Genomic DNA, 26512 nt, shown 5'->3' with positions numbered 1-26512 from the left:
CGGATGGGAGTAGCTGAGAGGGAACACTATGCCGATGTTTGCCGAGTATCCGGATCGCACCTCTGTTCAGACGATGTTTGCAAGAACGTCACCGAGGCGGGATTCGAGTTCCGACGCCTGGAGGATCTTGATCTCGTTGTCCGACTGCTCGTCGAGTGACGTGGTCTCCTCGTCGAGGTCCTGCGTGACGAGCAGTCCGTTCCAGCCCGTCCCGAAGTAGTCTTCCGACTCAGGCTCACCGAAGACGAACTCGTCGTTGACCCGGAGGAAGGCCAGGTACTCCGCGGTCTCCTTGATCCCTTCGCGGATCGTGTCGGTCCGGCGGCTATTCTTCACCTCGGCGATGAGGTACTCGTTCCTGTTTGCGTCCTCGTCGATGACTTCCATCACGATCACGTCGGGTCGGCCGGTGTGATTCCGGAAGCTACGGTCACTGAAGTAACTGTTCGCGACGTTTCGCGCGACCGTCTGGACCTTCTCGGTCCGTGACAGCAACCGGTCTTCCGCCTCCGGAACGTCGGAGACGAAGGAGAGGTCCCTGTCTGCCGCGGAGTTGTCGTGGTAGAGGACGATATCTTTCTCGCCTTCCAGTCTGGCGATCTCCTGTCGGCCTGTCGCGATCGTCTTGAACTGGAAGTCACTGTCGCGAATGTCTTCGATAGTAGCGACGAACCGGAACAGGACGAACAGTTCGAACAGTGCGTGGTCGTCGTCGGGTGTGATGGCCGTCTGGTCGAGAAGATCGTGAAGCGCGTCCTCGTCGCCGGCGAAGAGTGATGCCCGGTCCCGGAGCAGTTCAGCTGCCTCCCGGTAGATCACGTCCCGAGAGCCCTCTGCGGTCGTTAGCATCTGCTCGGTCGGCTCGTAAACCTCTGGGTCCCGAATCCGGCGGACGTGGACGTTCCGTTCCACGATCCGTTTCAACTCGTCGATCAGCGCCTCGCTTCCTTTCCACGTCTCTGTCACCCACTCGTACTCGCCACGGAGGTACTCTTCGGCCTCTGTAACCGTCGTATGGATCACCGAGAGCAGATGTTTCAGCACGACGTTCTCGGGAATATCGTAATCCTCGGACCGGTTCGTGCAGACAAACAGTGAGGTATCCCGAGGGCTCTCGGTATAGCGCTTCTTCACCGTCGCGTTCCAGTCGATGTGACCGTCTACGCCGCCTCTCCGGGTCCTCGATACGGTCTCCGTCTCCGTTCGTACGCTCCGGAGTCGTTTCGGAAGCGCCCGAACGAATTCGAGCACGTCCTCCTGAAGGATAAAGTGAAGGTCCAACAGCAATCCGTAGTCTTCGAACCGCTGGTCAAGTTCGTCGGGCTTGATCGAACGGGCGACCTTCTGCTCGGGAAACGCCCCGTGCATCGCGTACGCCAGGATATCCTGCGTGAGATTGTTCAGGAGTTCGTCCCTATCCATTGCTGAGGAAACTCACCTGGAGCATATCTCTGGCGGCGTTGTCGAGTTCGTGTTCGTCGATCTGTTCGACAGAGGCGATCTGTTCGACGATCTGTTCCCGTTTGGGAACGCCTTCGAGTTGAGGGAAAATGAAGCTGACAACCGCCTCGGTAAGGCGGTCTTCCAGCGCGAGCGTCTCGTTTTCCCGCGTGTATTCGAGCATGTCTTTGACGAGCGCTGGGCCGATAGCGCGGTCGTCGATCGCGTGGTTCATCTTTCGCCAGATCCGACCGATGCCGATGAGTCGTTCCCGGTCCCGGTCTTCGACATCCAGTCCCCAGGCGTCGGCGTACTGGTGCATGAGATCCTCGATTTCTCCGTCTGACTGGGGGATATCCGGCGCGCTGATCCGGACGAAGGCGAACCGCCGCATGAACGCGTAACTCATCTCGTACAGCGATGTCTTGTCGTACGTGTTCATCGTCGCGAGCAGTCGCCACGACGGGGTGACGGGGAACCGATCCCCGTCTCCGACCACTTCTTCGATCGTCCCATCAGCAGTCTCCTCGTCGATCCACTCGATCCGTACTCGGTTCTCCCGCTCGTAAGGCAACTCGACGGAATCCTTCGAAAGAACGGAGAAGAGTTGTCCGAACGCCTTGTCGATGTCCGCCCGGTTCAGTTCGTCGATGACCAACCACTTGTTCTGAATATCGCCGTTCTGATCCCGAAAACAGCGAAGGAAGAGTCTCGGATCGAACGATAACTGGTTGCCATCACCCGTCGGGGCGTATCCACCGATGGTATCGAACGTGCTCCACTCGGCCGTCGCTGTCGTGAACGTGTATCCGTCGACTTCGGGAGATTCCTGAACCTGTTCACACACCGACCGCGCCAGTCGGCTTTTGCCGGTTCCCGGTGGTCCGGTGAACACGATGTGTTTGCCGGAATTCAGTGCCGCTTCGATCTGCCCCTCTAATCGCTCAGTGTCCTCGAAAACGAGGTCCGGAGGCAGTTCGATATCCACCGGAGAGAGCGCAAGTTTGTCTCTGATATCGGGCTCCGGTAGTGCATCAGATTCGGTATCTTCACCGGGATTCGTATCCGTTCGTCGCGCTTCGATGTACTCGTCCACCGAACCGAATTTCTCGCGGATAGCCCTGTGGCCGTCGTCGCCGTAGGAGACGAACGACTGCTGGATGTACGTCTTGGTCAGTCCGTCGAACCCGTGAAGTTCTTCACTCGAAATGTCGAGCGGGAAGGTCTCGGAGAAGTAGATGATGTAGTCCCATGGGTCGTCGGATTCCTTCCCCTCACTTCCCCAAACCCGGGTGTAGACCTCCCAGAGTTCTTTACGGAGTTCCGGATTGTGCTCTTTCGCGAGTACCTGCCCGCCGTAGCTGTACTTTCGTACACCGTCCTCGCCGTCGGCACCGGTATAGAACAGAACGTAATCGCCGGCATCGAGATCATCCCAAGTGGAACTCGGATTTGGAATGCCCCAGATTGAGACCTTTCCTTCGAGTCCATCGACACTCGTATGTGACCGATATATCTCTTCACCGACTCCGTCCTTCACCGTACGCTGGAGATTGCTCTTCGCCTTCTCGTTCGCGCAGGCAACTCTGAAAATACGAGACTGATCCGACATCGTGAGATGAGGATAGTGTCTCGTTGCAGTGTACTTAGAACTTCTTGAAGGATTAGCTCTCTTTGGTAAATCTCGCAGTTCGGTACCGGAAATCTCCCGGATAGCACGAGGTGTAGCTCGATATGGCTCCAGCCCTCCGGATCACGGACCTCTCGGAGACGGAGGCGGACCTGATCGAGGCGTTCGTGCCCGTCGCGGTCGAGGAGGCGGGCGGGTTCGCGGGCTTCCGGGAGACGGCGACGAAGACGAATTCCCTGGTCGACCGCCTGCGCGCGCTGACGTTGCCGCGGGTCGCCGACGTGGAGGCGGGGCTGGCGAGCTACCGCGAGACGACGGCCCGGGCCGAGGAACTGGAACGGAAGATCGAACGCACCGACGAGCTGATCGACGAGATCGTCTACGAACTGTACGGGCTGACCGACGAGGAGATCGAGATCGTCGAGGAGGCCGTAGGGGAGTAGCGTCGGTTGCGACTGTGCGCGACGGTGTGCGCTGAACGCCCTCGGCCCGCTCGCTAGCTGGAGTCGGTACCGCACTCGACAGCAAGCGATGAAAGCCCTCGGCCCGCTCGCGGTCGCTGAGCGACATATCCGCGCTCTCCGCACCGCCCGCGCGGATAGGGGTCGCTCAGGCGACTAAAATGGACGCGAGCGCGCCTCGCCCTTTCAGTCCGCCAGGACTGCGACCGCACAGCACCGCAGACAGCCACGAACCTCCCCAACCGATTGCGATGCTCGCAAGCTGCGCTTCTCATCCCTCGCGCGGCTACGGTCGCGCGCATGAAAGCGCGCTCCAGCGCGCGCCGACCGCACCGCGACCGCTCACCGCGACCGCTCGCCGCGACCGCTCACCGCGACCGCTCGCCGCGACCGCTCACCGCGACCGCTCGCCGCGACCGCTCACCGCGACCGCTCGCCGCGACAGCTACTGCCTGCATCGAGCGATTGCGAGCCGAGAGACGGGCGCGCGGACGCTGGTCCTAGTCCCCGACCGCGCCGACGGCCTGCGACCGCATCTCGCCGGTCATCTGGATGCCGTTGGCGTCGATGCGGCGGACGATCCGGCGGGCCTGCGACCGGGAGAGGTACTTGTCCTCGGCGGCGGCGCGGGCGACGACGCCGAAACTGCTGGTGACCGCGCCGCCCAGGCCCTCGGCGAGCCGGCGGACGCGGCGGTCCTCGGAGACGACGGCGACGGCGTGGCGGTCGTTCGGGTCGGCGTGGGCGACGACGCCGGCGAGCATCGCCGCCTCGTGGGTGCCCTCCTCGATGCCGACGACCTCGACGGCCTGCTCGTAGGCGGCGTCGGGGACCGCCGTCGACACGTCGGTCTCGTCGAGAAACCCCTCCAGCGCGCTCCGGGCGGGCTCGGTCGTCACCTGGGCCTCGACCACCTCGGGGACGACGAGCCGGCCGTCGAAGCTCTCCAGGAGGTCCAGCTCGCCCACCTGGCCGAGCGCGTACAGCGTCGTGGGGCCGACGTAGATGCGGGTCACAGTTCCTGGGCGGTGAAGGCGTCGTCGCTCAGGTCCTCGGCGGCCAGCTGGGTGGTGAGGTTGCGCTCGTGGGCGATCTCCAGCCACTCGCCGAGCGAGACGCCGGCGATGCGGGCGGCCTCGGCGACCGAGGCGTCGCCGGACTGGTAGCGCTCGACCGCGCGCCGGACGCGCAGTTCGGCCAGCCCCTCCCGCAGGGCCTTCCGGATCGTCGTGGAGCGGTCCTCGTCGAGCAGTTCGGCGACGGCGTCCAGTTCCTCCTTCTCCTCGCCGGGGAGGCGCGCGCTGACTGACGGCATACTCGATACGGTGTCTCCCATCGTATACAATAACTCTGTGGGTCGCCGCCGTCGCTGGCGGCGTCGACGCCGGTCGCGGTCGTCCGCCGCGCCGCCCGCGCCCCTCGCCCCGACCGTGTCGAGGAAAATACAAATGCGGGGCACCCGTCGGTCCGGTATGGCCGCGGAACCGAATCCCGACGCCGACGAGGAGGAGAGCCCGCTCGTCGGCGTGGCGACCGGCGCCGTCACCTTCCTGACGCTCGGGGTGGCGTTCTCGCTGATGTTCCTGGGCGTCGACTACTTCTGGGTGGCGTTCCCGGTGGGCTTCGGCGGCGGGATGCCGCTGGCGGTCGCGCTGGCGAAGTACTACGAGTCCAGGCGCGACCGGGAGCGCGAGCACGGGCGCGGACGCGGAGGCCCCGAGTGGCGCCGCGACCGGGAGCGCGACGATGAGACCGACGACGCGCTGGCGGAACTGCGGGCGCGCTACGCCGCCGGCGAGATCGACGACGCGGAGTTCGAACGGCGCGTCGAGCGCCTGCTGGAGACCGAATCGATCGACGACGCCGAGACGTTCCTCGCCGGCGAGACCGAGGACGACCGCGAACGCGACCGGGTCGACGGACGCGAGCGGGCCGACGAACCCGAACCCGGCCACGAGCGCGACCGCGAGCCCGACAGGGCCTGACCGGCGCCGTCCGCCGACGCTCCGAGGACGAAACGCATTACCGGCGCCGCGCCGACGGGCGAGTATGACAGCGGTGGCACGGGCGTTCGTCCCGGGGCACGTGACGGGCTTTTTCACCGTCGACGGGGCCGACGACCCGACGGAGGCGGGCTCGCGCGGCGCGGGGCTGGCGCTCTCGGAGGGCGTGACCGTGACCGTCCGGCCCGCCGAGGCGGTCGAGGTGACGCTGAACGACGAGACCGTCGAGATCGAGGCGGTCGAGCGCGCGCTCGACGCGCTGGAGGCGACCGTCGCGGTCCGCGGGGTGACGGACCTGCCGGTCGGCTCGGGGTTCGGCGTCTCCGGCGCGATGGCGCTCGGGGCGGCGCTGGCGACGAACGACCTGCTCGACCGGCGGCTCTCGACGTACGAACTCGCGACGGTCGCCCACGGCGCGGAGGTCCAGGCCGGCACCGGGCTGGGCGACGTGGTCGGGCAGCTCCACGGCGGCGTCCCGGTCCGGCTGGAGCCGGGGAGCCCACAGCACAACCGGATGGACGCGGTGCCCGCTCGCTCCCGGGTCGAGTTCCAGACGTTCGGCGAGCTGTCGACGAGCGAGGTGATCGGCGGCGACACCGACCCCATCTCGACGGCGGGCGAGCGGGCGCTCTCGCGGCTCGTCGAGGAACCGACGCTGGGGCGGTTCATGGCGGCTTCCCGGCAGTTCGCCCGCGAGGCGGAACTGCTCCCCGACCGGGTGTACGAGGTGGTGACCGACGTGGCCGAGGCGGACGGCGAGGCGACGATGGGGATGCTCGGGCGGACGGTCGTGGCGCTGGACACCGGGCTGACGGACGCGGGCTACGACCCGACGGTCTGCCGGATCGACCCGACGGGGGCGACGCTGCTGGCCCCGCCCCGCGAGCGCTCGTCGCCCGAGTAGGACCCGCTTACCCCCCGATGGCGGCGGACCGTAGTAATCAGGTATTCGTTTTTCATCCCATCCGACCCTCGTGACCGACGGACCGACGATGCGCACGGTATCGGTCCGACCGTTTCCCACTCCACCCATCCGGGCCCGCGCCCCAACCCCGACCCGACTGCGACGGCGCGGGGCCGTTCACGACTCACCCATGCGAAAATGCGAATCACTCTACCTGCACGCGCTGTTCGCGCTGGTCCGCCGGGAGTTCGAGGACGAGCGCGACGTGGCGACCGGCGGGTTCGACGAGTACGACGGTATGGCGGTCACACCGACGGCGGTCCACCGCTCGAAGGGCGCACACGAACGGGCGGTGTTCGCGCTCTCGACGGAGCTGAGCGCGGCGGCCGCGTCGGCGACCGACGGGACCGAACGCCCCCGGTTCGACGCCGAGGGTTCGAACCAGTATGCGAGGTGACCGACGCCGCCGGGCTCCGTCCCCGGTGTACCCGTTCGTCGCGAGCGGCGCAAGGCACTTCCCGCCGAGAGCGCGTGCTAGATACTAGCATGGCGCCGCCAACCGACCAGCCGACGGAGCTCGAATTCCGGGTGAACAGCGCCGAGTACCCGTTCGTCAGCGGGTCGGAGCGGGGCTCCTGTCGGTGGATCCTCCGGGAGTTGCTACCCCGCACGGACGGCGAGTACCTGGAGTTCTTCGAGGTGCGCGACGCCTCGCCCGCGACCGTCGAGCGGCTCACCGAGGCCGAACCCGTCGAGGAGCGGCTGGTCGACCGCCACACCGACAACGGGGTCGTGGTCTGCCAGGTCGACGAGCCCGGCGAGTGCGTCGCGACGACGCTGGTCGACGAGGCGGCGTTCATCCGCGACCTGTGGGCCGAAGAGGGTGACGGCCGCGTCGTCGCCGAGGTCCTCCCCTCCCGCGACGCGGGCGCCGTCGTCGACACCGTGCTGGAGGACCACCCGTCGGTCGAACTGGTCGCGAAGCGCGACCGCCCCTCCGAGGGGCCGCTCTTTCTGCGCCACCAGGTCCAGGACGTGCTCACCAGAGAGCTCACGGACCGCCAGCTGGAGGTGCTGGTGACCGCCTACCGGGCCGGCTACTTCGAGCGGCCGCGCGAGACGACCGGCGCCGAGGTCGCCGCGGGGCTGGACATCTCGCCGTCGACGTTCTCCCAGCACCTCCGGGCCGCCCAACGCAAGCTCCTGGGCGCCCTCTTCGAGGAGTGCGGCCCGGCCGCCGGCCACCGGATCGACGTGGAGTGAGTGGCCGGCCGGTCGCGGCCGACCGCTCGTGTTCGGACCCACCCGGAAACGTCGGCTTTTCGGCGCTCGCCCGCGAGTCTCCGGGCATGACCGACGCGGACATCGAGATTCCGGAGAGCCACCCCCGATACGAGTCGCTGCTCACCCGCCACCGCATCGAGGCGGGCGTCGACGCCGGGATCACCTCCCGCCAGGGGCTCATCGCGCAGGGCCGCGGCGAGGCGTTCGACTACCTGCTCGGCGAGCGGACGATCCCTTCCGCCGACGCCGCCGAGCGAGCCGCGGCCGCCCACCTCCTGCTGGCCGACCACCCCGTCCTCTCGGTCAACGGCAACGTCGCCGCGCTGGTCCCCGGCGAGGTCGTGGACCTCGCGGAGGCGACGGGCGCCGACATCGAGGTGAACCTGTTCAACCGGACCGACGAGCGGATGGAGCGGATCGCCGACCACCTCCGCGAACACGGCGCGAGCGAAGTGAAGGGACTGACCGCCGACGGACGGATCCCCGGCCTGGACCACGAACGGGCGAAGGTCGACGCCGACGGCATCGGCGACGCCGACGCCGTCCTCGTCCCGCTGGAGGACGGCGACCGCGCCGAGGCGCTGGGCGAGATGGGGAAAGTCGAAATCGTGATCGACCTCAACCCGATGTCGCGCTCGGCGCGGGCCGCCGACGTGCCGATCGTCGACAACGTGATCCGCGCGGTCCCGGGGATCACCGAACACGCCCGCGATCTGTCCGACGCCGACCGCGAGACCCTCGAATCTATCGTCGCCGAGTTCGACGCCGCCGAGGCGCTGGCGGCCGCCGAGCGGGCGATCCGGGAGGACAGCGACGGGCAGGGCAACGGCGAGGAGGAGGGGGACGGCGAGGCCTGAGCGGGGCGACGCCCGGGTGGCGAGGTCAGTGCGGGCGAGTCAGTCCAGCGGCTCGTCGAGCGCCGCGTTCACCCGGTCTTCGAGGGTTCCACCGGTCACGAGGTCGGCGACGGCGGCCATCTCGTCGGCGAGCGGGCGGTCTTCCTCCAGCGGCGGGACGCGCTCGCGGACGGCCTCGTAGGCCGCGCCGCTACCGCGACCGGGGGCGAGGTCGTCGTCGACGAACTCGGCGGCCTGGGCACCGCACAGGAGTTCGACCCCGAGGACGCGGGCGACGCGGTCGGCCGTCTCGCGGGCGCCCCAGGCAGCGGTGGCGCTCATGCTGACGTGGTCCTCCTGGTTGCCGCTGACCGGCGTGTTGTCCGTCGAGGGGCGGCCTGTCGCCCGACACTCGTTGACGAGCGCGGCGGCGGTGTACTGGGCGATCATGTAGCCCGATCGGAGGCCCGGCTCGGTGGTGAGGAACGGCGGGAGGTGCGGCTCCTGGGTGTTGGGGTTGAGCATGCGGTCGACGCGGCGCTCGCTGATCGCGGCGAGTTCGGTCAGTGCACTCGTGAGGTAGTCCAGGCGGAGCGCGAGCGGTTCGCCGTGGAAGTTCCCGCCCGAGAGGACCGCGGCGCGGTCGGTGCCGCTGGCGCGGTCGGCGGCGGCCGTGGCCCCGTCGTCGGTCCGGTCGGCGATCGAATCGCGCCGGAAGACGAGCGGGTTGTCGGTGGCGCTGTTCAGTTCCGTCTCGACCGCCTCGCGGAGGTGGGCGACGGCGTCGCGGACGGCGCCGTGGACCTGCGGGAGACAGCGCGTCGAGTAGGCGTCCTGCACGCGGTCGCAGTTGCGGTGGGAGTCGACGATCCCCGAGTCGGCGGTCAGCCGCCGGAGGTTCGCGGCGCTGGCGGCCTGGCCGTCGTGCGGGCGGACCGCCTGGATCGCCGGGTGGCTCGGCACCGTCGAACTCATCGTGACCTCGGTCGTGAGCGCGCCGCCGATGTCGGCCGCCCGCACGAGTCGCTCGGTGTCGACGATCAGCAGGGCGCCGACCCCGACCGTCAGTTGCGTGCCGTTGATGAGCGCCAGCCCCTCCTTGGCGCCCAGCGTCAGCGGCTCCAGGCCCGCGCGGGCGAGCGCCGCCTCGCCGTCGAGGCGCTCGCCCTCGATTTCGGCTTCGCCCTCGCCGAGGAGGACGAGGGTGGCGTGGGCCAGCGGCGCGAGGTCGCCGCTGGCGCCGAGGCTCCCCGTCCGCGGGACGACGGGGTGGACACCTTCGTTCAGCAACGCCGCGAGGTGGTCGACGACGACTTCGCGGACGCCGGAGTACCCCTTGACGAGCGCGTTGATCCGGGCGACGAGCATGGCGCGGACCGCTTCGGTGGGAAGTTCCTCGCCGCTGCCCGCGCTGTGACTCCGCAGGAGGTTGGTCTGCAGCTGTGCGACCTCCTCGCGGGGGATGCGCTCGTCGACGAGTTCGCCGAAGCCCGTGTTGACGCCGTAGACGGCCTCGTCGCTCCCGACCACGTCCTCGACGCGCTCGCGGGCGGCGCGGACGGCCTCTCGCGCGTCCTCGGCGACGGCGACTTCGGCCCCCTCCCGGGCGACCGCGGCCACGTCTTCCGGCGTCAGCGACTCGCCGTCGAGGACGACCGGCGATTCAGTCATCGCTCTCGCCTCCCGGGTCGCCGCCGTGTCCGTCGCCCCACCGTTCGCCGGACGCGTCGCGCTCGCCGGTCCACTCGGGGCCGACGACCGGCCGACCGTCCTTCAGGACGGTGGCGACGCGGTTGACCCCGTAGCTGTAGGGGACGTGGACGTGCGAGGGCGCGTCGAGAACGACCAGATCGGCGGGCGCGCCCTCCCGGAGGGCGCCCAGGTCGGGGCGGTCGAGTGCGCGGGCACCGTTGCGGGTGGTCGCCACGAGCGCCTCGGCGGGCGTCAGCCCCATCTCGACGCAGGCCAGCGCGCTCGCGAAGCCCATACTCTGGGAGTGGCAGTTCGGGTTGAAGTCGGTGGCGACGGCGACGGGCGCGCCCGCATCGACCATCGCCCGGCCGTCGGCGTAGTCGGCGCCGAGGCCGAAGGCGGTCCCCGGCAGGAGCACGGGCGTCACGTCACCCTCTACGAGCGCCGCCACGTCCTCGTCGGTGGCGTGCAGGAGGTGGTCGGCGCTGGCGGCGCCGACCTCGGCGGCGAGTTCCGCGCCGCCGCGATGGGCGAGTTCCTCCGCGTGGACCTTCGGAGTGAGCCCGCGCTCGGCTCCGGCTTCGAGGACGCGCCGCGACTGGTCGACGGTGAACGCGCCCTCGTCGCAGAACACGTCGCAGAACTCCGCGATCCCCTGGTCGTCGACTGCGGGGAGCTGGTCGGAGACCACGCGGTCGACGTAGTCGTCGGCGTCGACGGGGTCGCCCTCGCCGTACTCGTCGTCCGGACGGTCCGCCGGCCTGGGGACGGCGTGGGCGCCCATGAACGTCGGGACCACGTCGACGGGGTGGCGCCGGTCGGCGCGGTCGATAGCGTCGAGCATCCGCAGTTCGGTCTCGGTGTCGAGGCCGTAGCCCGACTTCACCTCGACGGTGGTGGTGCCGTGGGCGACCATCACGTCGAGGTGGTCGAGCAGGTTCCCCAGCAGTTCCTCGTCGCCCGCGGCCCGCGTCGCGCGGACGGTGCGGTGGATGCCGCCGCCGCTCGCGAGCAGTTCGCCGTAGCTCGTCCCTCGCAGTTTCGCCTCGAACTCGTCGGAGCGGTCCCCCGCGAAGCAGGCGTGGGTGTGGGAGTCGACGTAGCCCGGAACGACGGCCCGGCCATGGGCGTCGACCGCGTGAGCGGCGTTCTCGGGCGGGTACTCCCGGGTGACCTCCTCGGTCGGACCGACGGCCGCGATCTCGCCGTCGACGACCGCGACCGCGGCGCCGGAGCGGACCCCGGCGGGGTCGTCACTGTCGAGAGTGCCCGTCGCGGTGGCGAGTTCGGCGGCGCCGTGGACGACGGCGGTCAGCTCAGCCATCGAGGGCCCCCCTGCGGGAGTGGCGACCCTTCGGCGCGGCGAGGCTGGCGAGGAAGTGCGCGACGGCGCGGGCGGCGGCGTCGGCGGTGCGGCCGCCCTCCTCCAGGGGCGGCGCGCACTCGACGGCCTCGAAGCCCGCCACGCGGCCGTGGGTCGCGACGTGTTCGAGTAGCCGGTACAGCTCCCGGGTGGAGAGCCCCCCCGGCGTCGGCGCGCTGACGCCCGGCGCGGCCGCCGCGTCGAGGACATCGAGGTCGACGCTGACGTAGATGGCGTCCACGTCGCCCAGCGATGCGATGGCGTCGTCCATCGCGTCGATGGGGTCGTCGGCCACGTCGGCGGGCGTGAAGACGCGCCCGCCCTGCTCGTGGAGGAAGTCGTGGTAGGCGGTGGCGGTCTCGAAGTTCCGGGCGCCGACGACGGCGAGTTCGTCGAGGCCCTCGGCGAACAGCTGTCGGTAGGGCGTGCCGCTGGTGGGCCCGGTCCCGTCGCGGATCTGTCGGCAGTCGAGGTGGGCGTCGAAACTGATGGCGCCCAGCGATCCCCCGTCGAGGAGCGGCGCGGCGTTCGGGTAGGTCAGCGAGTTGTCGCCCCCGAGGAAGACCGGGACGACGCCCCGGCCGTAGAGCCGCTCGGTCACCGCGCGGACGCGTTCCTGGACGGCCGCGACCGACAGTTCGGCGTCGCTGTCCGGCAACACCACGTCCCCCAGGTCGCCGAGTCCGACGGCCGGGCCGGTCGGGCCGTGGACCCGCTCGTGCGGGACGTTCTCGCCGTCCGCGTCGGCGGGGTCGCCGGCGACCGAGACCGGGCCGACATCGACGTGGTGGGTCTTCGCCGCGGCGAGCGACTCGCGGATCGCGGCCGGGCCCTCGGCCGCGCCGCGGCGGCCGATCACCGCGCCGTCGTACGGTTCGCCGACGAACACCGCGCCGTACTCGTCGAGGGCGTCGAGCTCCGCCGGTTCGACGACGTGGCCGAACTGCTCGTCGTTGGGGTCCGCGGAGGGACCGGTCCACCCCGGAGGCTCGGTCAGCAGGTCGGCGCTGGTCTCGTCACTCATCCCGGTCCTCCATCGGGACGGCGACGCCCGATTCGCGGGCCTGTCCGAGCGCCGACTCGTAGCCCGCGTCGGCGTGGCGGACGACGCCCGTGCCGGGATCGGTCGTGAACACGCGTCTGGCCTTCTCAGCTGCCAGGTCGGAGCCGTCGAGGACGACGTGGTTGTTGGTGTGGAGGGCGTTGCCGATGCCGACGCCGCCGCCGTCGTGGACGGAGACGATGTCCGCGCCCGCGGCGCAGTTGAGCAGGGCGTTGAGGATCGGCCAGTCGGCGACCGCGTCCGAGCCGTCCCGCATGTCCTCCGTCTCCCGGTTCGGCGAGGCGACGCTGCCGGCGTCGAGGTGGTCCCGCGTGACGACCACGGGCGCCCGGATCTCGCCGTCCGCGACGAGGTCGTTGATCCGCAGGGCGAAACGGGCGCGCTCGGTGAGCCCTTCCGAATCCGTGGCCGCGCCGAGCCAGCAGACCCGCGCGGGTAGCCCCTGGAACGACACCTGTTCCCGGGCGAGGTCGATCCAGCGGTGTAGCGCCTCCTTCTCGGGGAACAGTTCCTTGACGGCCTCGTCGGTCCGGTGGATGTCGGCGGGGTCGCCCGACAGCGCCACCCAGCGGAACGGTCCCTTCCCCTCGCAGAAGAGGGGGCGGACGTACGCGGGGACGAACCCGGGGAAGTCGAAGGCCTCGCGCTCGCGGCCGGTCGCGCCCGAGAGCGGCCACGGCGGGTCGCCGTCGCTGTTGGCCCGTTCGTCACGATGGTCGGCGACCTGCCCGCGGATGTTGTTGCCGTACTCGACGGCCACCGCGCCCCGCTCTTGCAGTTCGAGGATGGCGTCGACGTGCCGTTCCATCGTCGCCAGGCTCTCGCGCTCGTAGCGCTCGGGGTCGCGCTCGCGCAACTCGTCGGCCTCCGCCACCGTGTAGCCCGACGGGTAGTACCCCTCCAGCGCGTCGTGGGCGGCCGTCTGGTCGGTGACGATGTCGGGGACGAATCCCCGTTCGAGCATCGCTTCGAGCGTATCGGCGGCGTTCGCGTGCACCCCCACGGAGTATCGTTCGCCCGCTTCGGCGGCCGCCTCGGCGCGCTCGATGGCCTCGTCGAGGTCGTCGGTCTTCGCCTCGCAGTAGCCCGTTCCGATGCGGCGGTCGATGCGGGCCTCGTCGACCTCGGCGGCGATGCAGACCCCGCCGTTCATCGTCACCGCCAGCGGCTGTGCGCCGCCCATCCCGCCGAGTCCGCCCGTGACGACGATCCGGCCCTCCAGCGAACCGCCGAAGTGCTGGCGGCCCGCTTCGGCCAGCGTCTCGTAGGTGCCCTGGACGATGCCCTGGGTGCCGATGTAGGCCCACGACCCGGCGGTCATCTGCCCGTACATGATCAGCCCCTTCGCTTCGAGTTCGTGGAAGTGCTCCCAGGTGTCCCACTTCCCGACGAGGTTCGAGTTGGCGATGAGGACTCGCGGTGCGCGCTCGTGCGTCTCGAACCGTCCGACGGGTTTCCCGGACTGGACGAGCAGCGTCTCGGTCTCGCCCAGGTCGCGCAGTTCCGCGACGATGGCGTCGTAGGCGTCCCACGAGCGGGCGGCGCGGCCGGTCCCGCCGTAGACGACCAGGTCCACCGGTCGCTCGGCGACCTCGGGGTCTAAGTTGTTGTCGAGCATCCGGAGGGCGGCCTCCTGTCGCCAGCCCTCGCACTCGGTGTCGGTCCCCGTCGACGCCCCCGGGTCGGCCCGCCATCGGTCGCTCGGCTCGCCGACCGCGGCGTCGTCGGGATCCTGCTGTGGCATACGGTAGCTTGGAGCGAGACGGACAAAAGCGCGATGCCGGCGGGCGTCGGGGCGGTCCGGGAGGGAACGACTCGGCTACGGCGCGGCGACGGTGACGTTGCCGGCGGTCCCGCTGGCGGTGGCGTTCGCGGCGAACGACTCCGGCCCGGCGAAGGCGACGACCGTCTCGTCGCCGATGCGGGTCGAGCGGAGGCTGGTCGCGTTGCGCCGTTCCAGGTCGGCTTCGAGGTCGCCTACCGCTGTGGCGAGCTCGTCGGCGTCGGCCACCGAGTCCATGCGGAGCACCCAGGCGACGCCCGTCCGGTTTCCGGCGTCGAACCGGGCGATCCGGCCGGCGCCCCAGCCGGTCGCGGCGGTGTCGACGCGCTCGTCCGAGAGGCCGGCGTGGAGCCACGCCCGGAGTTCGATCTCACCGCCGTCGCGGCGTTCCGCGACCTCCCAGCGGTCGTCGGCTTCGACTGCCACGGTGAGTTCGCGGGCAGGTTCCGCGTCGGGTGCGAGGCGGTGGACCACCTGTTCCTCGGTTCGGGGCGGCGACCGATGGATGGCCGAGAAGTTCGCCGGCGAGTCGAGACGCGCCTCGGTGTACCGGGCCCCGTAGTATATCTGCCCGGCCAGCTTCCGGTAGGTGTCGGGGGCGTGGTCGTAGATGCACTCGCGCATCTCGATCGGTCGGTAGCCGTTCCAGCGCTTGTCGTAGCGGTCGGCGTACTGGTCGACGATGTACACCACGTTCCCTTCCTCGATAGCGCCGGCCGTCTCGTCGTTCCTGACCGCCTCGGCGAACGCCGGCGGCATCGGCCGGAAATTGTGGGCGAGTTCGTGGACGAGCAACAGTTCGACGCTCTCGGCCGAGGCGTTCCCCTTCGAGATGGTCACCGGGTCACCGCCCGTACCCGGATAGATTGGCCCGCATTCGTCCATCGATCCCTCGCCCGTTTCGAGTCCGAGGGCCGCCTGCGTCGGACTCGGTTCGATCGTTTCGAAATCGAACGGGTCGCGGTCTTCGAGCACCACCTCGGGAGCCGGTCTGCTCCGGTTCGTCAGCCGCTCGACCCGTCGGTACACCGTCGTCGCGTTGAACGGGAGCGTCCCATTCCTGACGGCGACACGTTCGCTGTCTCCGACGCCCGCGGACCCGCTCGATCCACCGTCGCTCGCGGTCGGGGACGCATCCTGTCCACCGGGTTGTCCGGTCGGTGTCGCCGGCGACTCGGTGCGGGCCGAGTCCGGCGTCGGACTCTGTGTAGTACTCGCGCCGAACGGCGCTCCGCACCCCGCGAGGACGAGCAACGCGGCGAGCGACAGCGTCGGGAGGACTCGACGGTTCGCCATACCGCCCGATAGAAGTGTAGAACGAAAATACGTTCGGTCAGACAATTCCGCTACGGAACGGTGACGGTCACGTCGCCCGCGGAGCCGGTAGCCGCCGCGTCCGCCACGAACGACCCGGGACCGGCGAAGGCGACGACCGTCTCGTCGCCGACGCGCGCCGTTTCGACGCTCGTCGCGTTACGCGACTCCAGCGTCGCTTCGAGGTCGTCGAGGGCCGCGGCGAGTTCGTCGGCGTCACTCTCGGAGTCCATCCGGAGGACCCAGGCGACGCCGGTCCGCTCGCCGCGGTCGAACGCGAGCCGTTCGTCGGCGCCCCAGCCGGTCGCTGCGGTGGCGGCGCGGTCGGCGTCGACGCCGGTCCGGAGCCACGACCGGAGTCGCAGTTCGCCCGCTCGCTCGCGCGTGTCGCCGATCCACCGACCGCGCTGGCGGACCGACACCGAGAGGTTCGCGACGGGCTCCTCGTCGGGTCCGAGCCCGTGGATCACCTGTTCGGTCGTCCGGGGCGGCGAGCGGTAGACGGCCGAGAGGTTCGCCGGCGAGTCGACCCGCTGCTCGAAGTGGCGCGCGCCGAAGTAGTAGCGGCCGGCGAGTTCCCGGGTGGCGTCGCCGACCCGGTCGTAGATGCACTCGCGGATCGCCAGCGGCGTCTCCCCGTTCCAGCGCCTGTCGTAGCGGTCGGCGTACCGGTCGGCGACGTAGACGGCGCTGCCCTCCGAGAGCGCGCGACTGACCGCGAATCTCTCGATGTCACTGACACGGTCGTACCCCTCGACCTCGTCCTGAAGGATGTGGACGTACTCGTGGGCGAGGATCAACTCGACGGCGTCGGCCGAGAGGTTCCCCGGCGCGATCGTGACGGTGTCGCCCGTCGCGAAGGCGGGGTAGAACTGTCCGCATCTCGCGACCGACCCGGCGTCGCGGCGGTAGCCCAGCGCTTCCCGGACCGGGGTGAGCCCCGTCGTCGAGAAGTTGATCGGGCCGTCGTCTTTCACCCGCACCGTCGGTACGGGCGCGTCGGCGTCCATCACCCGCTCGACCCGCTGGTACACGGCGGTCGCGTTGACCGGAAGCTCACCGCCGCGGACGACGACGGGGTCGCTCTCGCCGACGCCGTCGGAGAGGTTCCGCGCCGGTGGAACGGGCGTCGGTGAGGGCGTCGCCGTCGGGGTCGGCGTGGGTGTCGCTGTCGTCGTCGGTGTGGGTGTTGGCGATGGCGTCGCCGTCGGGGTGGGTGTCGGCGTCGCTACCGGGCTCGGGGTCGCCGTGGGAGCCGGGGCGGCCGAGGGAGTCCCGGTCGGTCCGGTCGACCCGTCGGCGGTCGTCGGCGGGGGCGTCGCTCCGTCGTCGGTCGACGCGGGCGTCGACCCGCCGCCGAGGAGCGTCGAGCACCCGGCGAGGACGAGCAAGGCTGCGAGGAGGACGGTCGCTGTCGAGCGGCGAGGACCCATCGTCCCGACCTGGGGCTGTCACTCAATAAATACTACCGGTCGGTGAAACGGCTCCCGTGGTCACTCCGTTCGCGCCGACTCGGCGAGCTCGACGGCGAGGGCGGCCGCCTCGGTCGCCGTCTCGCCGAAGACGTAGGCGACCGGTTCGATCCCGAACGCGCCCTCGTGGTAGGCGACCCGGGGGACGCCGCCGCGCTCGCGGAAGCCCGCACGCAGGCGCTCGCCGCGGTCGTCGTAGTCCGCGTCGAACTCGAAGGGGTCGATCCCGCGCTCGCGGGCGGCGTCGAGCAACGCGTCGGAGGTGGCGAGGTTCAGCGCCCCACGCACGTCGGGGTCGACGGCCATCGCCGCCCGGATCGTCTCGGCGACGCGCTGGGAGGCGCCGAACTCGGGGTCCGCGGGGACCATGATCCGGCCGTTGACCGCCTGGAGGCGCCCGGGGACGGCGGCCACGTCGGTCGCGTCGGCGGCGTCGGGGACCGCGGTGCCGACGTTGGTCCCCACGTTCGGGACGTGCTCGGCCATCGCCGGTTCGTTGGCGACCCGGCGGGCCCCCCGGCGGACGGCCGCCAGCGCCTCCCGCTCGGCGAGGACCGCGTCGTCGGTCCCGCGGACGCACAGGTCACAGCCCAGCCCCTCCAGCGCGGGCATCTCCTCCTCGTGGACGGCGCAGATGGGGCCCCGGTCCTCGAAGGCGCGGACGAGGTCGAGCAGTTCCGCCAGCGCCTCGTAGCCGTCCATCGAGCCGTCGGCGAACCCCTCGGCGATAGCCTCGACGGTGGCGACCATCCGCTCGTCGTCGGCGAACCGCTCCTCGACGGTCACGTCGCCCCGCAGGTACTTGCTCACCGCCGCCTGCGTGAGTCCGAGTCGCTCGGCTATCTCTTTCTGGGTGAACCCGCGGTCGTGCAGTTCCGTCGCCAGCATCGCCCGCGCGGTCGGGAGGAACCGCTCGACCACGATCTCGCTGGGCAACCGCAGTGCCATACCCCCGCTTGCCCCGGCCGCCGTATAAGCGCGTTGTACAACGGTCCCGTTGCCATCGCGGTTCGACCCCGCCATCGCGCTCGCGTTCGGTCGATTGTACAAGCAGATTATAACGAAAGGTGTTTTACCACTGGCTGGTAACACCAAGTGATATGAGCCAGGAAGGCTTCGATCAGTTCAGCGACGTCGGCGAGGCGGAAGTCACCCGAGCGATCGGCCAGGAGTGGACCGAGGAGTTCATGGACTTCTCAGACAGCGACGTGATCATCGTCGGCGGCGGTCCCTCGGGGCTGATGGCGGCGAAGGAGCTCTCCGAGCGGGGCGTCCAGACGATGGTCGTCGAGAAGAACAACTACCTCGGCGGCGGGTTCTGGCTCGGCGGGTTCCTGATGAACAAGGTCACCGTCCGCGACCCGGCCCAGCAGGTCCTCGACGAACTCGACGTGGACCACAAGCAGTCCAAGGACAGCGAGGGGCTCTACGTCGCCAACGGGCCCGAAGCGTGTTCGGGCCTCATCAAGGCGGCCTGCGACGCGGGCGCGAAGATGCAGAACATGACGGAGTTCACGGACATCGTCATCCGCGAGGACCACCGCGTCGGCGGCATCGTCATGAACTGGACGCCGGTCCACGCGCTCCCCCGCGAGATCACCTGCGTCGACCCCATCGCCGTCGAGGCCGACCTCGTCATCGACGCCACCGGCCACGACGCGATGGCCGTCAAGAAGCTCGACGAGCGCGGCGTGCTGAACGCGCCCGGACTGGAGGAGGAGGCCAGCGGCATGGACCAGACCGACGACGACACCTACGGCGCCCCCGGCCACGACTCGCCCGGTCACGACTCGATGTGGGTCGGCGAGAGCGAGGACGCCGTCGTCGAGCACACCGGCCTCGCCCACGACGGCCTCGTCGTCACCGGCATGGCCACCGCCACCACGTACGGCCTCCCGCGCATGGGCCCGACCTTCGGCGCCATGCTCGTCTCCGGCAAGCGCGCCGCCCAGGTCGCGCTCGACGAACTCGAAGTCGACGCCGACCCCGTCGACCTGACCTCCCGCGACGCCGCGGCCCCCGCCGACGACTAGAAGCCACTTTTTCCGGCGGAGAGCTCCTCGCGCGCCGGAGGCGCGCTGCGGGGATCCTCCGCCGCAAAAACTTGGGGAAAAAGATCCGGACGACTCGGTCGCTTCGCTCCCTCGCGTCCGGTGAACCGGCGCCGGAGGCGCCGGATGCTAACTACATTCGGTAGTCGCGGTGCGGTCGGCGCGCGCTGGAGCGCGCTTTCATGCGCGCGACGGTAGCCGCGCGAGGGATGAGCGACGCCAGGAGCGAATCGGCTGGGGAGGTTCGTGGCTGTCTGTGGTGCTGTGCGGTCGCAGTCCTGGCGGACTGAAAGGGCGAGGCGCGCTCGCGTCCAGTGTAGTCGCCTGAGCGACCCCTATCCGCGCGGGCGGTGTCGAGAGCGCGGATATGTCGCTCAGCGACCGCGAGCGCGCCGAGGGCTTTCAGCGCTCGCCGTCGAGTACAGTAGACACGACGATAGTGGTCACCGCGTGTCGTTGTTCACGCGCCGAACGAGGCCGTCGAGCGATACCGACCTGTCCCCGTGGTAGACCTGCAGAGCGAGCATCGTGCCGACGAACGACCCGATGGCGACGACAGCGAGGGCGACGAGCCCGTAGAACACCAGCGCGAGCAGTGCCATGGCAGTTGATAGACAGCGGACACGATAGTGCTTGCGGCCACCGACGCTTTGCCGGTGAAGCGCGAACACCGACCGGTGACCGGCGACACCGAGTACTGCCGACTCTGCGGCCGACAACTCCAGAAAGACCTCGCAGCCACGGACAGTCGGCAGTGCTGTCTCAACGCGACGCCCATCGCAGGCACCTGCCCCGAACACGGCCCGGTCGGGCCACACCACGCGACCGGCGAACCGCCGGAACCGCAGTCCTGATTCTCACGCGGGCTTTCCGAACGCAAAGAGCGTCATCGGCGTCTGCCCGTCGGCGTGGGGCGAGAGGTACTCCGCGACCTCGGTGTCGAAGAAGGTGAACCCGCGACCGCCCAACCCGAGGTGGGCGTAGGTCGCCAGGTAGAGCCGACCGAGCGCGATCCCGGCCTCCAGTTGTGCGAGCCGATAGCCGCGATTCCCGAACTCCTCGACCACAGCGTCCACGTCCGCCATCAGGTAGACGTTCACCGCGGCGTCGCCCACGACCGACTGCCCGAGCGCGAGGTGACCGGCCGTCTCGCGGTCCGTCTCCCGAACCCACTCCAGTTCGTCGGCGCCGGGGTGGTACTCGTAGACGCCGGGGTCGACTCCCTCGACGGCGTGGACGAGACAGTAGCAGTCCACGAGCCCGCGGAGGTCGCCGGCGAAGGCGTCGGCCGGGACCCCGCCGAGCGCCCGGTCCAGCACGGTCGCGAACTTCCGGGCACTGATCGACTCGTGGCTGTACTCGCGGCAGGACCCACGGCGCTCGATGGTCGCCCCGACCGGTCGCGCCGAGGCGGTCTCCGCGTCGACCGGGTCGAGAGCGACCCACTCCGCGTCGTCCGCGCGCTCGCCCAGCGAGGTGTCCGCGACCTCGTGGGCGAAGGCCTCGCGCCAGGCCTGGGCGGCGTCGCCGTCATCCAGCCGGCTCTGCCGCCAGGCGTCCGCGACCAGCGGGTAGTCCACGGGGTCGTCCGAAAGCGGCCGTTCCGCGGGGTCGATAGGGCCCACCTCGGGCGCCTCGGCGCTCTCGGGGACCGCCGACCCCGAGCCAACGGGGACGAGCGCCAGCGGCGCCTCGTCGTCGGGTTCGAGGCCGAGCAACTCGACGACGGGGTCGTCCGCGAAGCCCGCAACCACTTCCGTGCGGTGGCCGCCGCCGTGGGCGACCGCGAGCAGGTTCGCGAGGATCGTCCCCGAGTCCCAGAAGGCGTGGCGGTAGGTGCGCTCGCGATACTTCCAGGCGTTGCGCCACCACTCCGACGCGGCGACGACGGTCACGGGCGCGTCGGCGACCCCGGCGTGGTCGCCGCTGGCCGCCGCCAGGACGCCACGGTAGTCGCCCTCCCGGAGCACGTCGAACTCGCCGCTGTCGGGGTCGAAGTGGTAGACGCCGGGGGAGAACTCTCCGCAGTCGCCGGTCACGGCGTACAGGTCGACGTGGTAGAGCTTCCCCGTGCAGGCGGCGGCGCGGAACCGCATCTCCCGGCCCCCGATCTCCAGTTCCTTCGTGACCCCGGCGGCGTAGTGACAGAGCGTCGCGATGTCTGGATCGTCCCCGCTTCCGTCTTCGGCCTCGGGCGCGGGTGCCGCCGCGGGCGGGTCCGCGCCGTCGGTCGCGACGGCGGCCAGCGCGGGCGTCTCGGGCGGGTCCTGCTCGCCCTCGGGCGACAGGCGGGGCAGGTCCTCGTAGACTTTGTACGGGCGGGGACGGTTGGACTCGTCGAGTTCGAAGGACATCTCGCGGAGCCGCTCCGGCGAGTGGTTCGTCCGCTCGTGGTACTCGCGGGCGTCGACCATGCCCCGGGTTCGACCGGCCGAGGCTAACCGTTTGGGGTGGGTTGGGACGGCTCGACGACCAGCATCTCGGTCGCGCCGGGCTGGAACTCGTAGGGCACCGCCCTGAACTCGACGGCGTGGCCGTCCGCCCGGAGCGACTCGGCGGCGGGCTCGACGAACGCCGATCGGGTGCGGTCCAGCGAGTGTAGCGGAAAGACGCGGACCTCCTCGCGTGCGACCCGGGCGAGGTCCCTGACCGCGGCTTCGTGGAACGACCGGTCCAGCCGGTCGTCGTAGGTGAAAAGCAGGTTCGAGACCAGCGCGAGGTCGACCGCGTCGTCCTCGACGGGGAGGGCCGGGAGCGCGCCCGCGACGTAGCGCTCGGGGTGGGTCGCGTAGTCGGCGAGGAACCGCTCGGCCGCTGCGCGGAGGTACCGGCCGCGCGCCTCCACGTCACCGTAGAAGTCCCAGACGAAGAGATCCCGCTTCTCGCGGAGCTGGGCGACGTTGTACTCGATGGCGTCGCGCAGTTCCGGTTCGAGGGCGTCGGACGGCGGGCCGAACAGGGGGTCGACCGCGACCGCCCGCTCGGCCAGTTCCGCCGCCGTCGCCGTGAACGTCCCCGCGCCCCCGCCGCAGTCCAGTATCTCCCGCCCCGCGATGTCCCCGGCGCGCAGGTCGAACATCCGCCGGTACTCCGCGAACGTCCGACCGATCGTCAGGAAGTCGGCCTCGACTTCGAACTTCTCGTTGCCCATTGTTGTTGCTTGATGTCTTTATCTGTACATCAGTGTATAGTATTTTCGGACGAGGAACCCGCAGGTACTCGGCAACCGAGTGACCGGTCCGAATATAGTGTGTGAGTTCGTAGCACGAACCATGCCCGAGACGGCGACCAGAGAGCGGGAGTACGTCGGCTGCCCGGCGCCGGCGTGCAACCGGAAGGACAGGCGCAGCGTCATCAGGGAACACCTCGCGGAGCTGGACGACCAGCGCCACGAGCGCTTCGACGGCAGCGAGATATAGCGTTCGTCCCGAGCCGCAACGCGTTTTACGCGGTGGTACCACCGACTCACATGGTCGACGAGGTCACGCTCTACCGCGCGCCGACGACGGCGGCCGACGCGGACGCAGTCGCCGAGTGGCTCCGCGAGCGCGTCGACGCCGACGTGGGGGTGCGCGACCGGTTCCTCTCCGTCTTCGGGGACGAGGACGGTGACGACGACCAGGACCTCGCGGAGTCGTTCGCCGAGGCGCGGGTGCTCTCGCCGTACGAGCGCGAGACCGGCAACACGATGGTCGGCATCGTCCGCTACGAGGGGCGGGCTATCGAGAATCCCGAGCGCGGCGGCGGCGTCATCTACGACGGCCTGGCGGTCCAGGAGATCCTGAACGGCCTGCTTCCGGACGAGGAGCGCGGGCTCGACCACCTGCACGTCCCGCTGGTGGACCGCGTGGTGGGGACCTGGGGCGACCACGACGGCCGCTGGCACAAGCGCGTGAACGTCCTCGGCCAGCCGGGCGTGGTGTCGGTGCCGGGCCTCTACGAGGCGCCCGCCAAGCCCGAACAGTACTACGAGGAACAGCAGAAACACGCCCTGCTGTCGGGTAACGCGCCCCCGCGGGAGGTGCTGGAGAACGAGGTCGAGGGGGAGTTCCTCGTCGCGGACGACCCCCGGACGACCGAGGCGCTGCGAGGCTACGTCCTCCAGTGCTACCACTACCTGGAGACGGGCGAGGACTTCTGCGACGACGCGGACTGTCGGCTGACGAATCCCCACCGCCAGCCCGGCGTCGTCCGGGCGCAACTGCGGGACCCGGAGTTCTGTCCCGCGCACGCTGAGCGATACCGGGCGTAGTTCCGTCGGGAACGCGCGGCGACCGGCCGACTCCGGACCCTATTTCCGGCCGAGCGCGTCGCCTCTCCGGTCAGCCGTCCCGGACCGCCGCCCAGTCGGTGACGCCGGTCACCGTCCCGTTCGCCAGGTCCACCCGGGCCCTGTAGGCGAGTTCGCCGGACGGGGAGCGGCGGATCTCGACGCTCGCCGCGCCGTCGACGTAGTCGCGCGACCGCCCGACGACGACCGACCCGTCCGACCCGCCGGTGACGTTCTCGACCCGGAAGGTCCGGACCCCGTCGGACCCGTTCACCGACCACGCGGTCGCGTTCACCCGGGCCGCGGACCCGACGGTGAGTTTCCGTATCGGTTCGACCGCCAGTTCGTACCCGTCCATCACGGCGAGGGCCCGTCGCACGGTCTCGTTCGACCGGGCGATCGCCTTCGCGCGTCGGCGCTCGCGGTCGGTCAGCGGCGTGTCGGTGCTGACCTTGAACCGGCTGCTGTCGACCCGCTCGATCTCGACCCGGCTCGCCGAGGAGACGTTCGCGACCACGGTCGGGTCGCGGTCGGCGTCGACGACGCTCACGTTCCGCTCCGAGACCACGAACGCCGCGCCGGGCTCGCCGGCGCCGGCGGGGTCGCCCGGGAACAGCGCGGTCCCGGTCGCCCCGAGCCCGACGCCGAGCGCCACCAGCCCGACGAGCAGAGCCGCCCGAGCCCGATAGTCGGTCGTCCCGGTGCGGTCTCCGATCGTCCGGGTGCGGTCGTCGGTCGCCATCCCGTGATCGGTCGGTCGGAAGAGCCAATCAACCCGTCGATGAAACGCGTTCCGAACGCGTTGGAAACGCGTTTCACGGACGTTTCAGCGCCGAACGCCGGGATGAGAGCGATACGCATTTGGGGGTGTCCCCGGCTAGCGTCGGCCATGGACCCCCGCGCCCTCCACCCGCGACACCTCCTCGCCGCGGTCGCCGTCGTCGCCGCGGCGCTCGTGCTCGCCGTCCAGCTGATCTCGCCGTCCCCGGTCGTCGTCTCGATGGGCGCCGACGGCACCCAGACCACCCGCATCGGGCAGTACTTCACGTACGGCGACGTGGCGGTGGTCGGCGTCTCGGCGGCGCTCCTCGGCGCGGCCGGCACGTACCTGCTCGTGGGCGACTCAAGTCGGTCCGATACCGACCCGCACCAGTCCGGTACCGACTCCGACCGGACGGACGACCGCGCCGCCGACCCGGTTCCGTCCGCCGACCCCGACGCGGCACAGCCCGTCGCTGACGGCGCGACCCGCGTGCCGGACGCCGCACCCGAACGCGCCGGGCAGGCGGCCGCGGCCGATCCGGAGTCCCGTCGCGAGGAGTGGGAGGCGGCCGCGGAGCGGCTGACCGGCAACGAGGAGACCGTCTTCAGGCTCGTCCTCGACGCCGGCGGCGAGCGCCCCCAGCGGGAGATCGTCGAGGAGACCGACCTGTCGAAGGCGACGGTCAGCCGGACGCTCGACGCGCTCGAACACCGCGACCTCCTCGAGCGCAAGCGCCGCGGCATGGGCAATCTCGTCACGCTCACCTGACCCGCTCGTCACGCTCACCTGACCGATTCGTCACGCTCATCCCACCCACGAAACGCCGGTTTTCGGCCGTTTCGAACCGCTTCCGGGCCTTTTCCAATCAACGACTTTGAGGGCTTTCTCCGAAGGTGTCGCCGGGGCGACCGCCCCAGTGAGACAATGCGACGGAAACTATTCGCACTCGCGGCCGCCGCGGTGCTCGTCCTCGGGACGGGCAGTGTGGTGGCCGCGACCGCGACGGACTCGCCGGCGGCCCCCGCGACGGGGACGCCGGCACCAGTCGAACCGCCCGAGAACTACACGGTCGAGACGGTCGACCCCGACGACGAACTCGACGCCCCGACGGTCGAGCAAGCCTGGCGGACGGCGTGGGCGAACGAGAGCGTCCGCGACGCCGTCGACGGCGAGCGCGTCCGCTTCGAGGTGTGGGCGCCGGTCGACGACGGCGACGCGGTGTCTGTCTGGATCGCGCGCAACGAGACGGCGCCGACCCGCGTCGTCGCGGACGTGTCCAACGGCTCGGTCGTCGCCGTCGACGAACCCGCCGTCGTGACCGCCGACGAGTTCGAACGGGACGAGATCGAGATCGAACGGGTCGGCAACGGGACGGTCTGGGTCGGCACTAACGGCACCGCCGCGCCGACCGAGACGAACGCGACGCGGCTCACGACCGACAGCGACGCGTTCGTCCGGATATCGCTGAACGACAGCGAGTACACGGTGGCGAACGCGTCGACCCCCGAACGGTGACCGGGCGGACTGCGCACTGCGATCCGCCTGTCGTCACTTCCGCCCGCCGACCGCTGGCGGACGGGTAACCGGCGAACGGCGCTACGCCAGCGCGACCGCGGCGCCGACGGCGACGCTCGCCAGCGCGAGGCCGGCGAGTGCGACCGTCGTCGTCCGGTCGCGCCGGTCGTCGGAACCGTCGGCGTCGAACCCGCCGCGGCCGGTCAGGACGCCGACCCCGACGGCGACCGCCGAGAGACCGCCGACGAGCGCCAGCGTCGTCCAGAGTTCGAGTCCGTGCTGTGCGACTTCTCGCGCGGCCGAACCGGCGAGTAGCACGCCGGTCGCTATCGGGGCCGCACCTGTTGTCTTGTTGGAGGGCATCGTCTAGGATCTCCGCGCCGTTCTGAAAAGTCCGGCGGCGCAGGAGCGTCCTCGGCCTGTGCGCTAGCAGTCGACTCGACCGCAGTCGACAGTGAGTGTTGAAAGTCCTCGGCGCGCTCGCCAGGGGTTGGATCGACCGCACTCGACAGCAGGCGATGAAAGCCCTCGGCGCGCTCGCGGTCGCTGAGCGACATACCCTCGCGGCCGAAGGCCGCTTCGGGTAGGGGTCGCTCAGACGACTACATGAACGCGAGCGCGCCCCGCCCTTTCAGTCCACCAGGAGGGGTCCGTCGTGGTGGTCTAGA

General features: G+C 70.1%; 27 protein-coding genes and 1 pseudogene. 12 read left to right on the top strand and 16 right to left on the bottom strand.

Annotated features, from left to right (window positions below; all coding sequences use genetic code 11):
- Positions 1-66: 66 nt before the first annotated feature.
- Together ACMGFI_RS10740 and ACMGFI_RS10735 are read right to left on the bottom strand one after the other, a co-directional pair.
- Positions 67-1422 carry a hypothetical protein gene (locus ACMGFI_RS10740; protein WP_436909561.1) on the bottom strand — a complete coding sequence of 452 codons (1356 nt, stop codon included), beginning with the start codon at positions 1420-1422 and terminating at the stop codon, positions 67-69.
- Positions 1415-2980, bottom strand: coding sequence for an AAA family ATPase (locus ACMGFI_RS10735; protein WP_436909559.1), 1566 nt, complete (start codon positions 2978-2980; stop codon positions 1415-1417). Before ACMGFI_RS10735 ends, ACMGFI_RS10740 begins: the two co-directional genes overlap by 8 nt.
- Positions 2981-3171: 191 nt before the next feature.
- Here ACMGFI_RS10735 and ACMGFI_RS10730 point away from each other — a divergent pair.
- Positions 3172-3513: pseudogene (locus ACMGFI_RS10730) on the top strand (restriction endonuclease); the annotation flags it as partial.
- A gap of 518 nt (positions 3514-4031) precedes the next feature.
- Here the strand turns inward: ACMGFI_RS10730 and ACMGFI_RS10725 are convergent.
- Both ACMGFI_RS10725 and ACMGFI_RS10720 read right to left on the bottom strand, forming a co-directional pair.
- Complete coding sequence (locus ACMGFI_RS10725) at positions 4032-4547, bottom strand: PIN domain-containing protein (protein WP_436909556.1); 516 nt, start codon at positions 4545-4547, stop codon at positions 4032-4034.
- The gene (locus ACMGFI_RS10720; protein ID WP_436909554.1) at positions 4544-4846 is read right to left on the bottom strand and encodes a UPF0175 family protein; all 303 of its coding nucleotides are present in this window, start codon (positions 4844-4846) and stop codon (positions 4544-4546) included. The genes ACMGFI_RS10725 and ACMGFI_RS10720 overlap by 4 nt, the downstream gene beginning before the upstream one ends.
- Before the next feature lie 157 nt (positions 4847-5003).
- Here ACMGFI_RS10720 and ACMGFI_RS10715 point away from each other — a divergent pair, with 157 nt between their 5' ends.
- From ACMGFI_RS10715 to ACMGFI_RS10695, 5 genes are all read left to right on the top strand, one after another.
- Complete coding sequence (locus tag ACMGFI_RS10715; protein WP_436909552.1) at positions 5004-5516, top strand: SHOCT domain-containing protein; 513 nt, start codon at positions 5004-5006, stop codon at positions 5514-5516.
- Positions 5517-5580: 64 nt separating this feature from the next.
- Positions 5581-6438, top strand: a complete 858-nt coding sequence (locus tag ACMGFI_RS10710; protein ID WP_436909550.1) for a pantoate kinase — start codon at positions 5581-5583, stop codon at positions 6436-6438.
- A 190-nt stretch (positions 6439-6628) separates the two neighbouring features.
- A complete protein-coding gene (locus tag ACMGFI_RS10705) occupies positions 6629-6895 on the top strand; it encodes a UPF0058 family protein (protein ID WP_436909548.1) in 267 nt (88 codons plus the stop codon).
- Positions 6896-6984: 89 nt separating this feature from the next.
- Positions 6985-7701, top strand: a complete 717-nt coding sequence (locus tag ACMGFI_RS10700; protein WP_436909545.1) for a helix-turn-helix domain-containing protein — start codon at positions 6985-6987, stop codon at positions 7699-7701.
- Positions 7702-7787: 86 nt separating this feature from the next.
- A complete protein-coding gene (locus tag ACMGFI_RS10695; RefSeq protein WP_436909542.1) occupies positions 7788-8579 on the top strand; it encodes a 4-phosphopantoate--beta-alanine ligase in 792 nt (263 codons plus the stop codon).
- Positions 8580-8618: 39 nt separating this feature from the next.
- Here ACMGFI_RS10695 and hutH read toward each other — a convergent pair whose 3' ends face one another.
- The 7 genes from hutH to ACMGFI_RS10660 form a co-directional block, all read right to left on the bottom strand.
- Positions 8619-10229, bottom strand: a complete 1611-nt coding sequence (gene hutH / locus ACMGFI_RS10690) for a histidine ammonia-lyase (protein ID WP_436909539.1) — start codon at positions 10227-10229, stop codon at positions 8619-8621.
- Positions 10222-11574: an imidazolonepropionase gene (hutI, locus tag ACMGFI_RS10685; protein ID WP_436909536.1), complete on the bottom strand. Its 1353-nt coding sequence runs from the start codon at positions 11572-11574 to the stop codon at positions 10222-10224. The genes hutH and hutI overlap by 8 nt, the downstream gene beginning before the upstream one ends.
- Positions 11567-12637: a formimidoylglutamase gene (gene hutG, locus ACMGFI_RS10680; RefSeq protein ID WP_436909534.1), complete on the bottom strand. Its 1071-nt coding sequence runs from the start codon at positions 12635-12637 to the stop codon at positions 11567-11569. The genes hutI and hutG overlap by 8 nt, the downstream gene beginning before the upstream one ends.
- A complete protein-coding gene (gene hutU, locus ACMGFI_RS10675; protein ID WP_436909532.1) occupies positions 12630-14420 on the bottom strand; it encodes a urocanate hydratase in 1791 nt (596 codons plus the stop codon). Before hutU ends, hutG begins: the two co-directional genes overlap by 8 nt.
- Positions 14421-14495: 75 nt before the next feature.
- Positions 14496-15755, bottom strand: a complete 1260-nt coding sequence (locus tag ACMGFI_RS10670) for a hypothetical protein (RefSeq protein WP_436909530.1) — start codon at positions 15753-15755, stop codon at positions 14496-14498.
- A 50-nt stretch (positions 15756-15805) separates the two neighbouring features.
- Positions 15806-17206 carry a hypothetical protein gene (locus ACMGFI_RS10665; RefSeq protein ID WP_436909528.1) on the bottom strand — a complete coding sequence of 467 codons (1401 nt, stop codon included), beginning with the start codon at positions 17204-17206 and terminating at the stop codon, positions 15806-15808.
- Positions 17207-17266: 60 nt separating this feature from the next.
- On the bottom strand, positions 17267-18193 hold the full coding sequence (locus ACMGFI_RS10660; protein WP_436909525.1) for a thiamine-phosphate synthase family protein: 927 nt from the start codon (positions 18191-18193) through the stop codon (positions 17267-17269).
- Between the two features lie 152 nt (positions 18194-18345).
- On the opposite strand from ACMGFI_RS10660, the gene ACMGFI_RS10655 reads away from it, so the two are divergent.
- Positions 18346-19278 carry a sulfide-dependent adenosine diphosphate thiazole synthase gene (locus ACMGFI_RS10655; protein WP_436909522.1) on the top strand — a complete coding sequence of 311 codons (933 nt, stop codon included), beginning with the start codon at positions 18346-18348 and terminating at the stop codon, positions 19276-19278.
- Positions 19279-19739: 461 nt separating this feature from the next.
- On the opposite strand, the gene ACMGFI_RS10650 is transcribed toward ACMGFI_RS10655, so the two are convergent.
- Positions 19740-19898, bottom strand: coding sequence for a hypothetical protein (locus tag ACMGFI_RS10650; RefSeq protein WP_436909521.1), 159 nt, complete (start codon positions 19896-19898; stop codon positions 19740-19742).
- A gap of 75 nt (positions 19899-19973) precedes the next feature.
- On the opposite strand from ACMGFI_RS10650, the gene ACMGFI_RS10645 reads away from it, so the two are divergent.
- Positions 19974-20150 (top strand): hypothetical protein, encoded by a 177-nt coding sequence (locus ACMGFI_RS10645; RefSeq protein WP_436909520.1) that lies wholly within the window; start codon positions 19974-19976, stop codon positions 20148-20150.
- A gap of 3 nt (positions 20151-20153) precedes the next feature.
- On the opposite strand, the gene ACMGFI_RS10640 is transcribed toward ACMGFI_RS10645, so the two are convergent.
- The gene (locus ACMGFI_RS10640) at positions 20154-21710 is read right to left on the bottom strand and encodes a SagB/ThcOx family dehydrogenase (RefSeq protein ID WP_436909518.1); all 1557 of its coding nucleotides are present in this window, start codon (positions 21708-21710) and stop codon (positions 20154-20156) included.
- A gap of 23 nt (positions 21711-21733) precedes the next feature.
- Positions 21734-22447 carry a class I SAM-dependent methyltransferase gene (locus tag ACMGFI_RS10635; RefSeq protein WP_436909517.1) on the bottom strand — a complete coding sequence of 238 codons (714 nt, stop codon included), beginning with the start codon at positions 22445-22447 and terminating at the stop codon, positions 21734-21736.
- 121 nt (positions 22448-22568) lie between these two features.
- Between ACMGFI_RS10635 and ACMGFI_RS10630 the strand changes: the two genes are divergently transcribed.
- Together ACMGFI_RS10630 and ACMGFI_RS10625 are read left to right on the top strand one after the other, a co-directional pair.
- Positions 22569-22715 carry a hypothetical protein gene (locus tag ACMGFI_RS10630; protein ID WP_167837336.1) on the top strand — a complete coding sequence of 49 codons (147 nt, stop codon included), beginning with the start codon at positions 22569-22571 and terminating at the stop codon, positions 22713-22715.
- A gap of 50 nt (positions 22716-22765) precedes the next feature.
- On the top strand, positions 22766-23548 hold the full coding sequence (locus tag ACMGFI_RS10625) for a DUF7001 family protein (RefSeq protein WP_436909516.1): 783 nt from the start codon (positions 22766-22768) through the stop codon (positions 23546-23548).
- A 70-nt stretch (positions 23549-23618) separates the two neighbouring features.
- Here the strand turns inward: ACMGFI_RS10625 and ACMGFI_RS10620 are convergent, their stop codons facing one another.
- The gene (locus ACMGFI_RS10620; RefSeq protein ID WP_436909514.1) at positions 23619-24308 is read right to left on the bottom strand and encodes a hypothetical protein; all 690 of its coding nucleotides are present in this window, start codon (positions 24306-24308) and stop codon (positions 23619-23621) included.
- 147 nt (positions 24309-24455) lie between these two features.
- Here ACMGFI_RS10620 and ACMGFI_RS10615 point away from each other — a divergent pair, with 147 nt between their 5' ends.
- Positions 24456-25097, top strand: coding sequence for a helix-turn-helix transcriptional regulator (locus ACMGFI_RS10615; RefSeq protein ID WP_436909512.1), 642 nt, complete (start codon positions 24456-24458; stop codon positions 25095-25097).
- A 156-nt stretch (positions 25098-25253) separates the two neighbouring features.
- A complete protein-coding gene (locus ACMGFI_RS10610) occupies positions 25254-25844 on the top strand; it encodes a hypothetical protein (protein ID WP_436909511.1) in 591 nt (196 codons plus the stop codon).
- A gap of 81 nt (positions 25845-25925) precedes the next feature.
- On the opposite strand, the gene ACMGFI_RS10605 is transcribed toward ACMGFI_RS10610, so the two are convergent.
- Complete coding sequence (locus tag ACMGFI_RS10605) at positions 25926-26207, bottom strand: hypothetical protein (RefSeq protein ID WP_436909510.1); 282 nt, start codon at positions 26205-26207, stop codon at positions 25926-25928.
- Between the last annotated feature and the right edge of the window lie 305 nt (positions 26208-26512).

The organism is Halosimplex marinum (genome assembly GCF_051414075.1).
Lineage (GTDB): Archaea > Halobacteriota > Halobacteria > Halobacteriales > Haloarculaceae > Halosimplex > Halosimplex marinum.
Note: the sequence above shows the minus strand (reverse complement) of the source record. Positions and strands in the feature narration are given on the sequence as shown.

Excerpts from the sequence above, each read along its gene's own strand:
- ACMGFI_RS10740 (WP_436909561.1), bottom strand. The coding sequence starts at position 1,422 with ATGGATAGGGACGAACTCCTGAACAATCTCACGCAGGATATCCTGGCG.
- ACMGFI_RS10720 (WP_436909554.1), bottom strand. The coding sequence starts at position 4,846 with ATGCCGTCAGTCAGCGCGCGCCTCCCCGGCGAGGAGAAGGAGGAACTG.
- ACMGFI_RS10715 (WP_436909552.1), top strand. The coding sequence starts at position 5,004 with ATGGCCGCGGAACCGAATCCCGACGCCGACGAGGAGGAGAGCCCGCTC.
- ACMGFI_RS10710 (WP_436909550.1), top strand. The coding sequence starts at position 5,581 with ATGACAGCGGTGGCACGGGCGTTCGTCCCGGGGCACGTGACGGGCTTT.
- ACMGFI_RS10705 (WP_436909548.1), top strand. The coding sequence starts at position 6,629 with ATGCGAAAATGCGAATCACTCTACCTGCACGCGCTGTTCGCGCTGGTC.
- ACMGFI_RS10700 (WP_436909545.1), top strand. The coding sequence starts at position 6,985 with ATGGCGCCGCCAACCGACCAGCCGACGGAGCTCGAATTCCGGGTGAAC.
- ACMGFI_RS10695 (WP_436909542.1), top strand. The coding sequence starts at position 7,788 with ATGACCGACGCGGACATCGAGATTCCGGAGAGCCACCCCCGATACGAG.
- hutH (WP_436909539.1), bottom strand. The coding sequence starts at position 10,229 with ATGACTGAATCGCCGGTCGTCCTCGACGGCGAGTCGCTGACGCCGGAA.
- hutI (WP_436909536.1), bottom strand. The coding sequence starts at position 11,574 with ATGGCTGAGCTGACCGCCGTCGTCCACGGCGCCGCCGAACTCGCCACC.
- hutG (WP_436909534.1), bottom strand. The coding sequence starts at position 12,637 with ATGAGTGACGAGACCAGCGCCGACCTGCTGACCGAGCCTCCGGGGTGG.
- hutU (WP_436909532.1), bottom strand. The coding sequence starts at position 14,420 with ATGCCACAGCAGGATCCCGACGACGCCGCGGTCGGCGAGCCGAGCGAC.
- ACMGFI_RS10670 (WP_436909530.1), bottom strand. The coding sequence starts at position 15,755 with ATGGCGAACCGTCGAGTCCTCCCGACGCTGTCGCTCGCCGCGTTGCTC.
- ACMGFI_RS10665 (WP_436909528.1), bottom strand. The coding sequence starts at position 17,206 with ATGGGTCCTCGCCGCTCGACAGCGACCGTCCTCCTCGCAGCCTTGCTC.
- ACMGFI_RS10660 (WP_436909525.1), bottom strand. The coding sequence starts at position 18,193 with ATGGCACTGCGGTTGCCCAGCGAGATCGTGGTCGAGCGGTTCCTCCCG.
- ACMGFI_RS10655 (WP_436909522.1), top strand. The coding sequence starts at position 18,346 with ATGAGCCAGGAAGGCTTCGATCAGTTCAGCGACGTCGGCGAGGCGGAA.
- ACMGFI_RS10650 (WP_436909521.1), bottom strand. The coding sequence starts at position 19,898 with ATGGCACTGCTCGCGCTGGTGTTCTACGGGCTCGTCGCCCTCGCTGTC.
- ACMGFI_RS10640 (WP_436909518.1), bottom strand. The coding sequence starts at position 21,710 with ATGGTCGACGCCCGCGAGTACCACGAGCGGACGAACCACTCGCCGGAG.
- ACMGFI_RS10635 (WP_436909517.1), bottom strand. The coding sequence starts at position 22,447 with ATGGGCAACGAGAAGTTCGAAGTCGAGGCCGACTTCCTGACGATCGGT.
- ACMGFI_RS10630 (WP_167837336.1), top strand. The coding sequence starts at position 22,569 with ATGCCCGAGACGGCGACCAGAGAGCGGGAGTACGTCGGCTGCCCGGCG.
- ACMGFI_RS10625 (WP_436909516.1), top strand. The coding sequence starts at position 22,766 with ATGGTCGACGAGGTCACGCTCTACCGCGCGCCGACGACGGCGGCCGAC.
- ACMGFI_RS10620 (WP_436909514.1), bottom strand. The coding sequence starts at position 24,308 with ATGGCGACCGACGACCGCACCCGGACGATCGGAGACCGCACCGGGACG.
- ACMGFI_RS10615 (WP_436909512.1), top strand. The coding sequence starts at position 24,456 with ATGGACCCCCGCGCCCTCCACCCGCGACACCTCCTCGCCGCGGTCGCC.
- ACMGFI_RS10610 (WP_436909511.1), top strand. The coding sequence starts at position 25,254 with ATGCGACGGAAACTATTCGCACTCGCGGCCGCCGCGGTGCTCGTCCTC.
- ACMGFI_RS10605 (WP_436909510.1), bottom strand. The coding sequence starts at position 26,207 with ATGCCCTCCAACAAGACAACAGGTGCGGCCCCGATAGCGACCGGCGTG.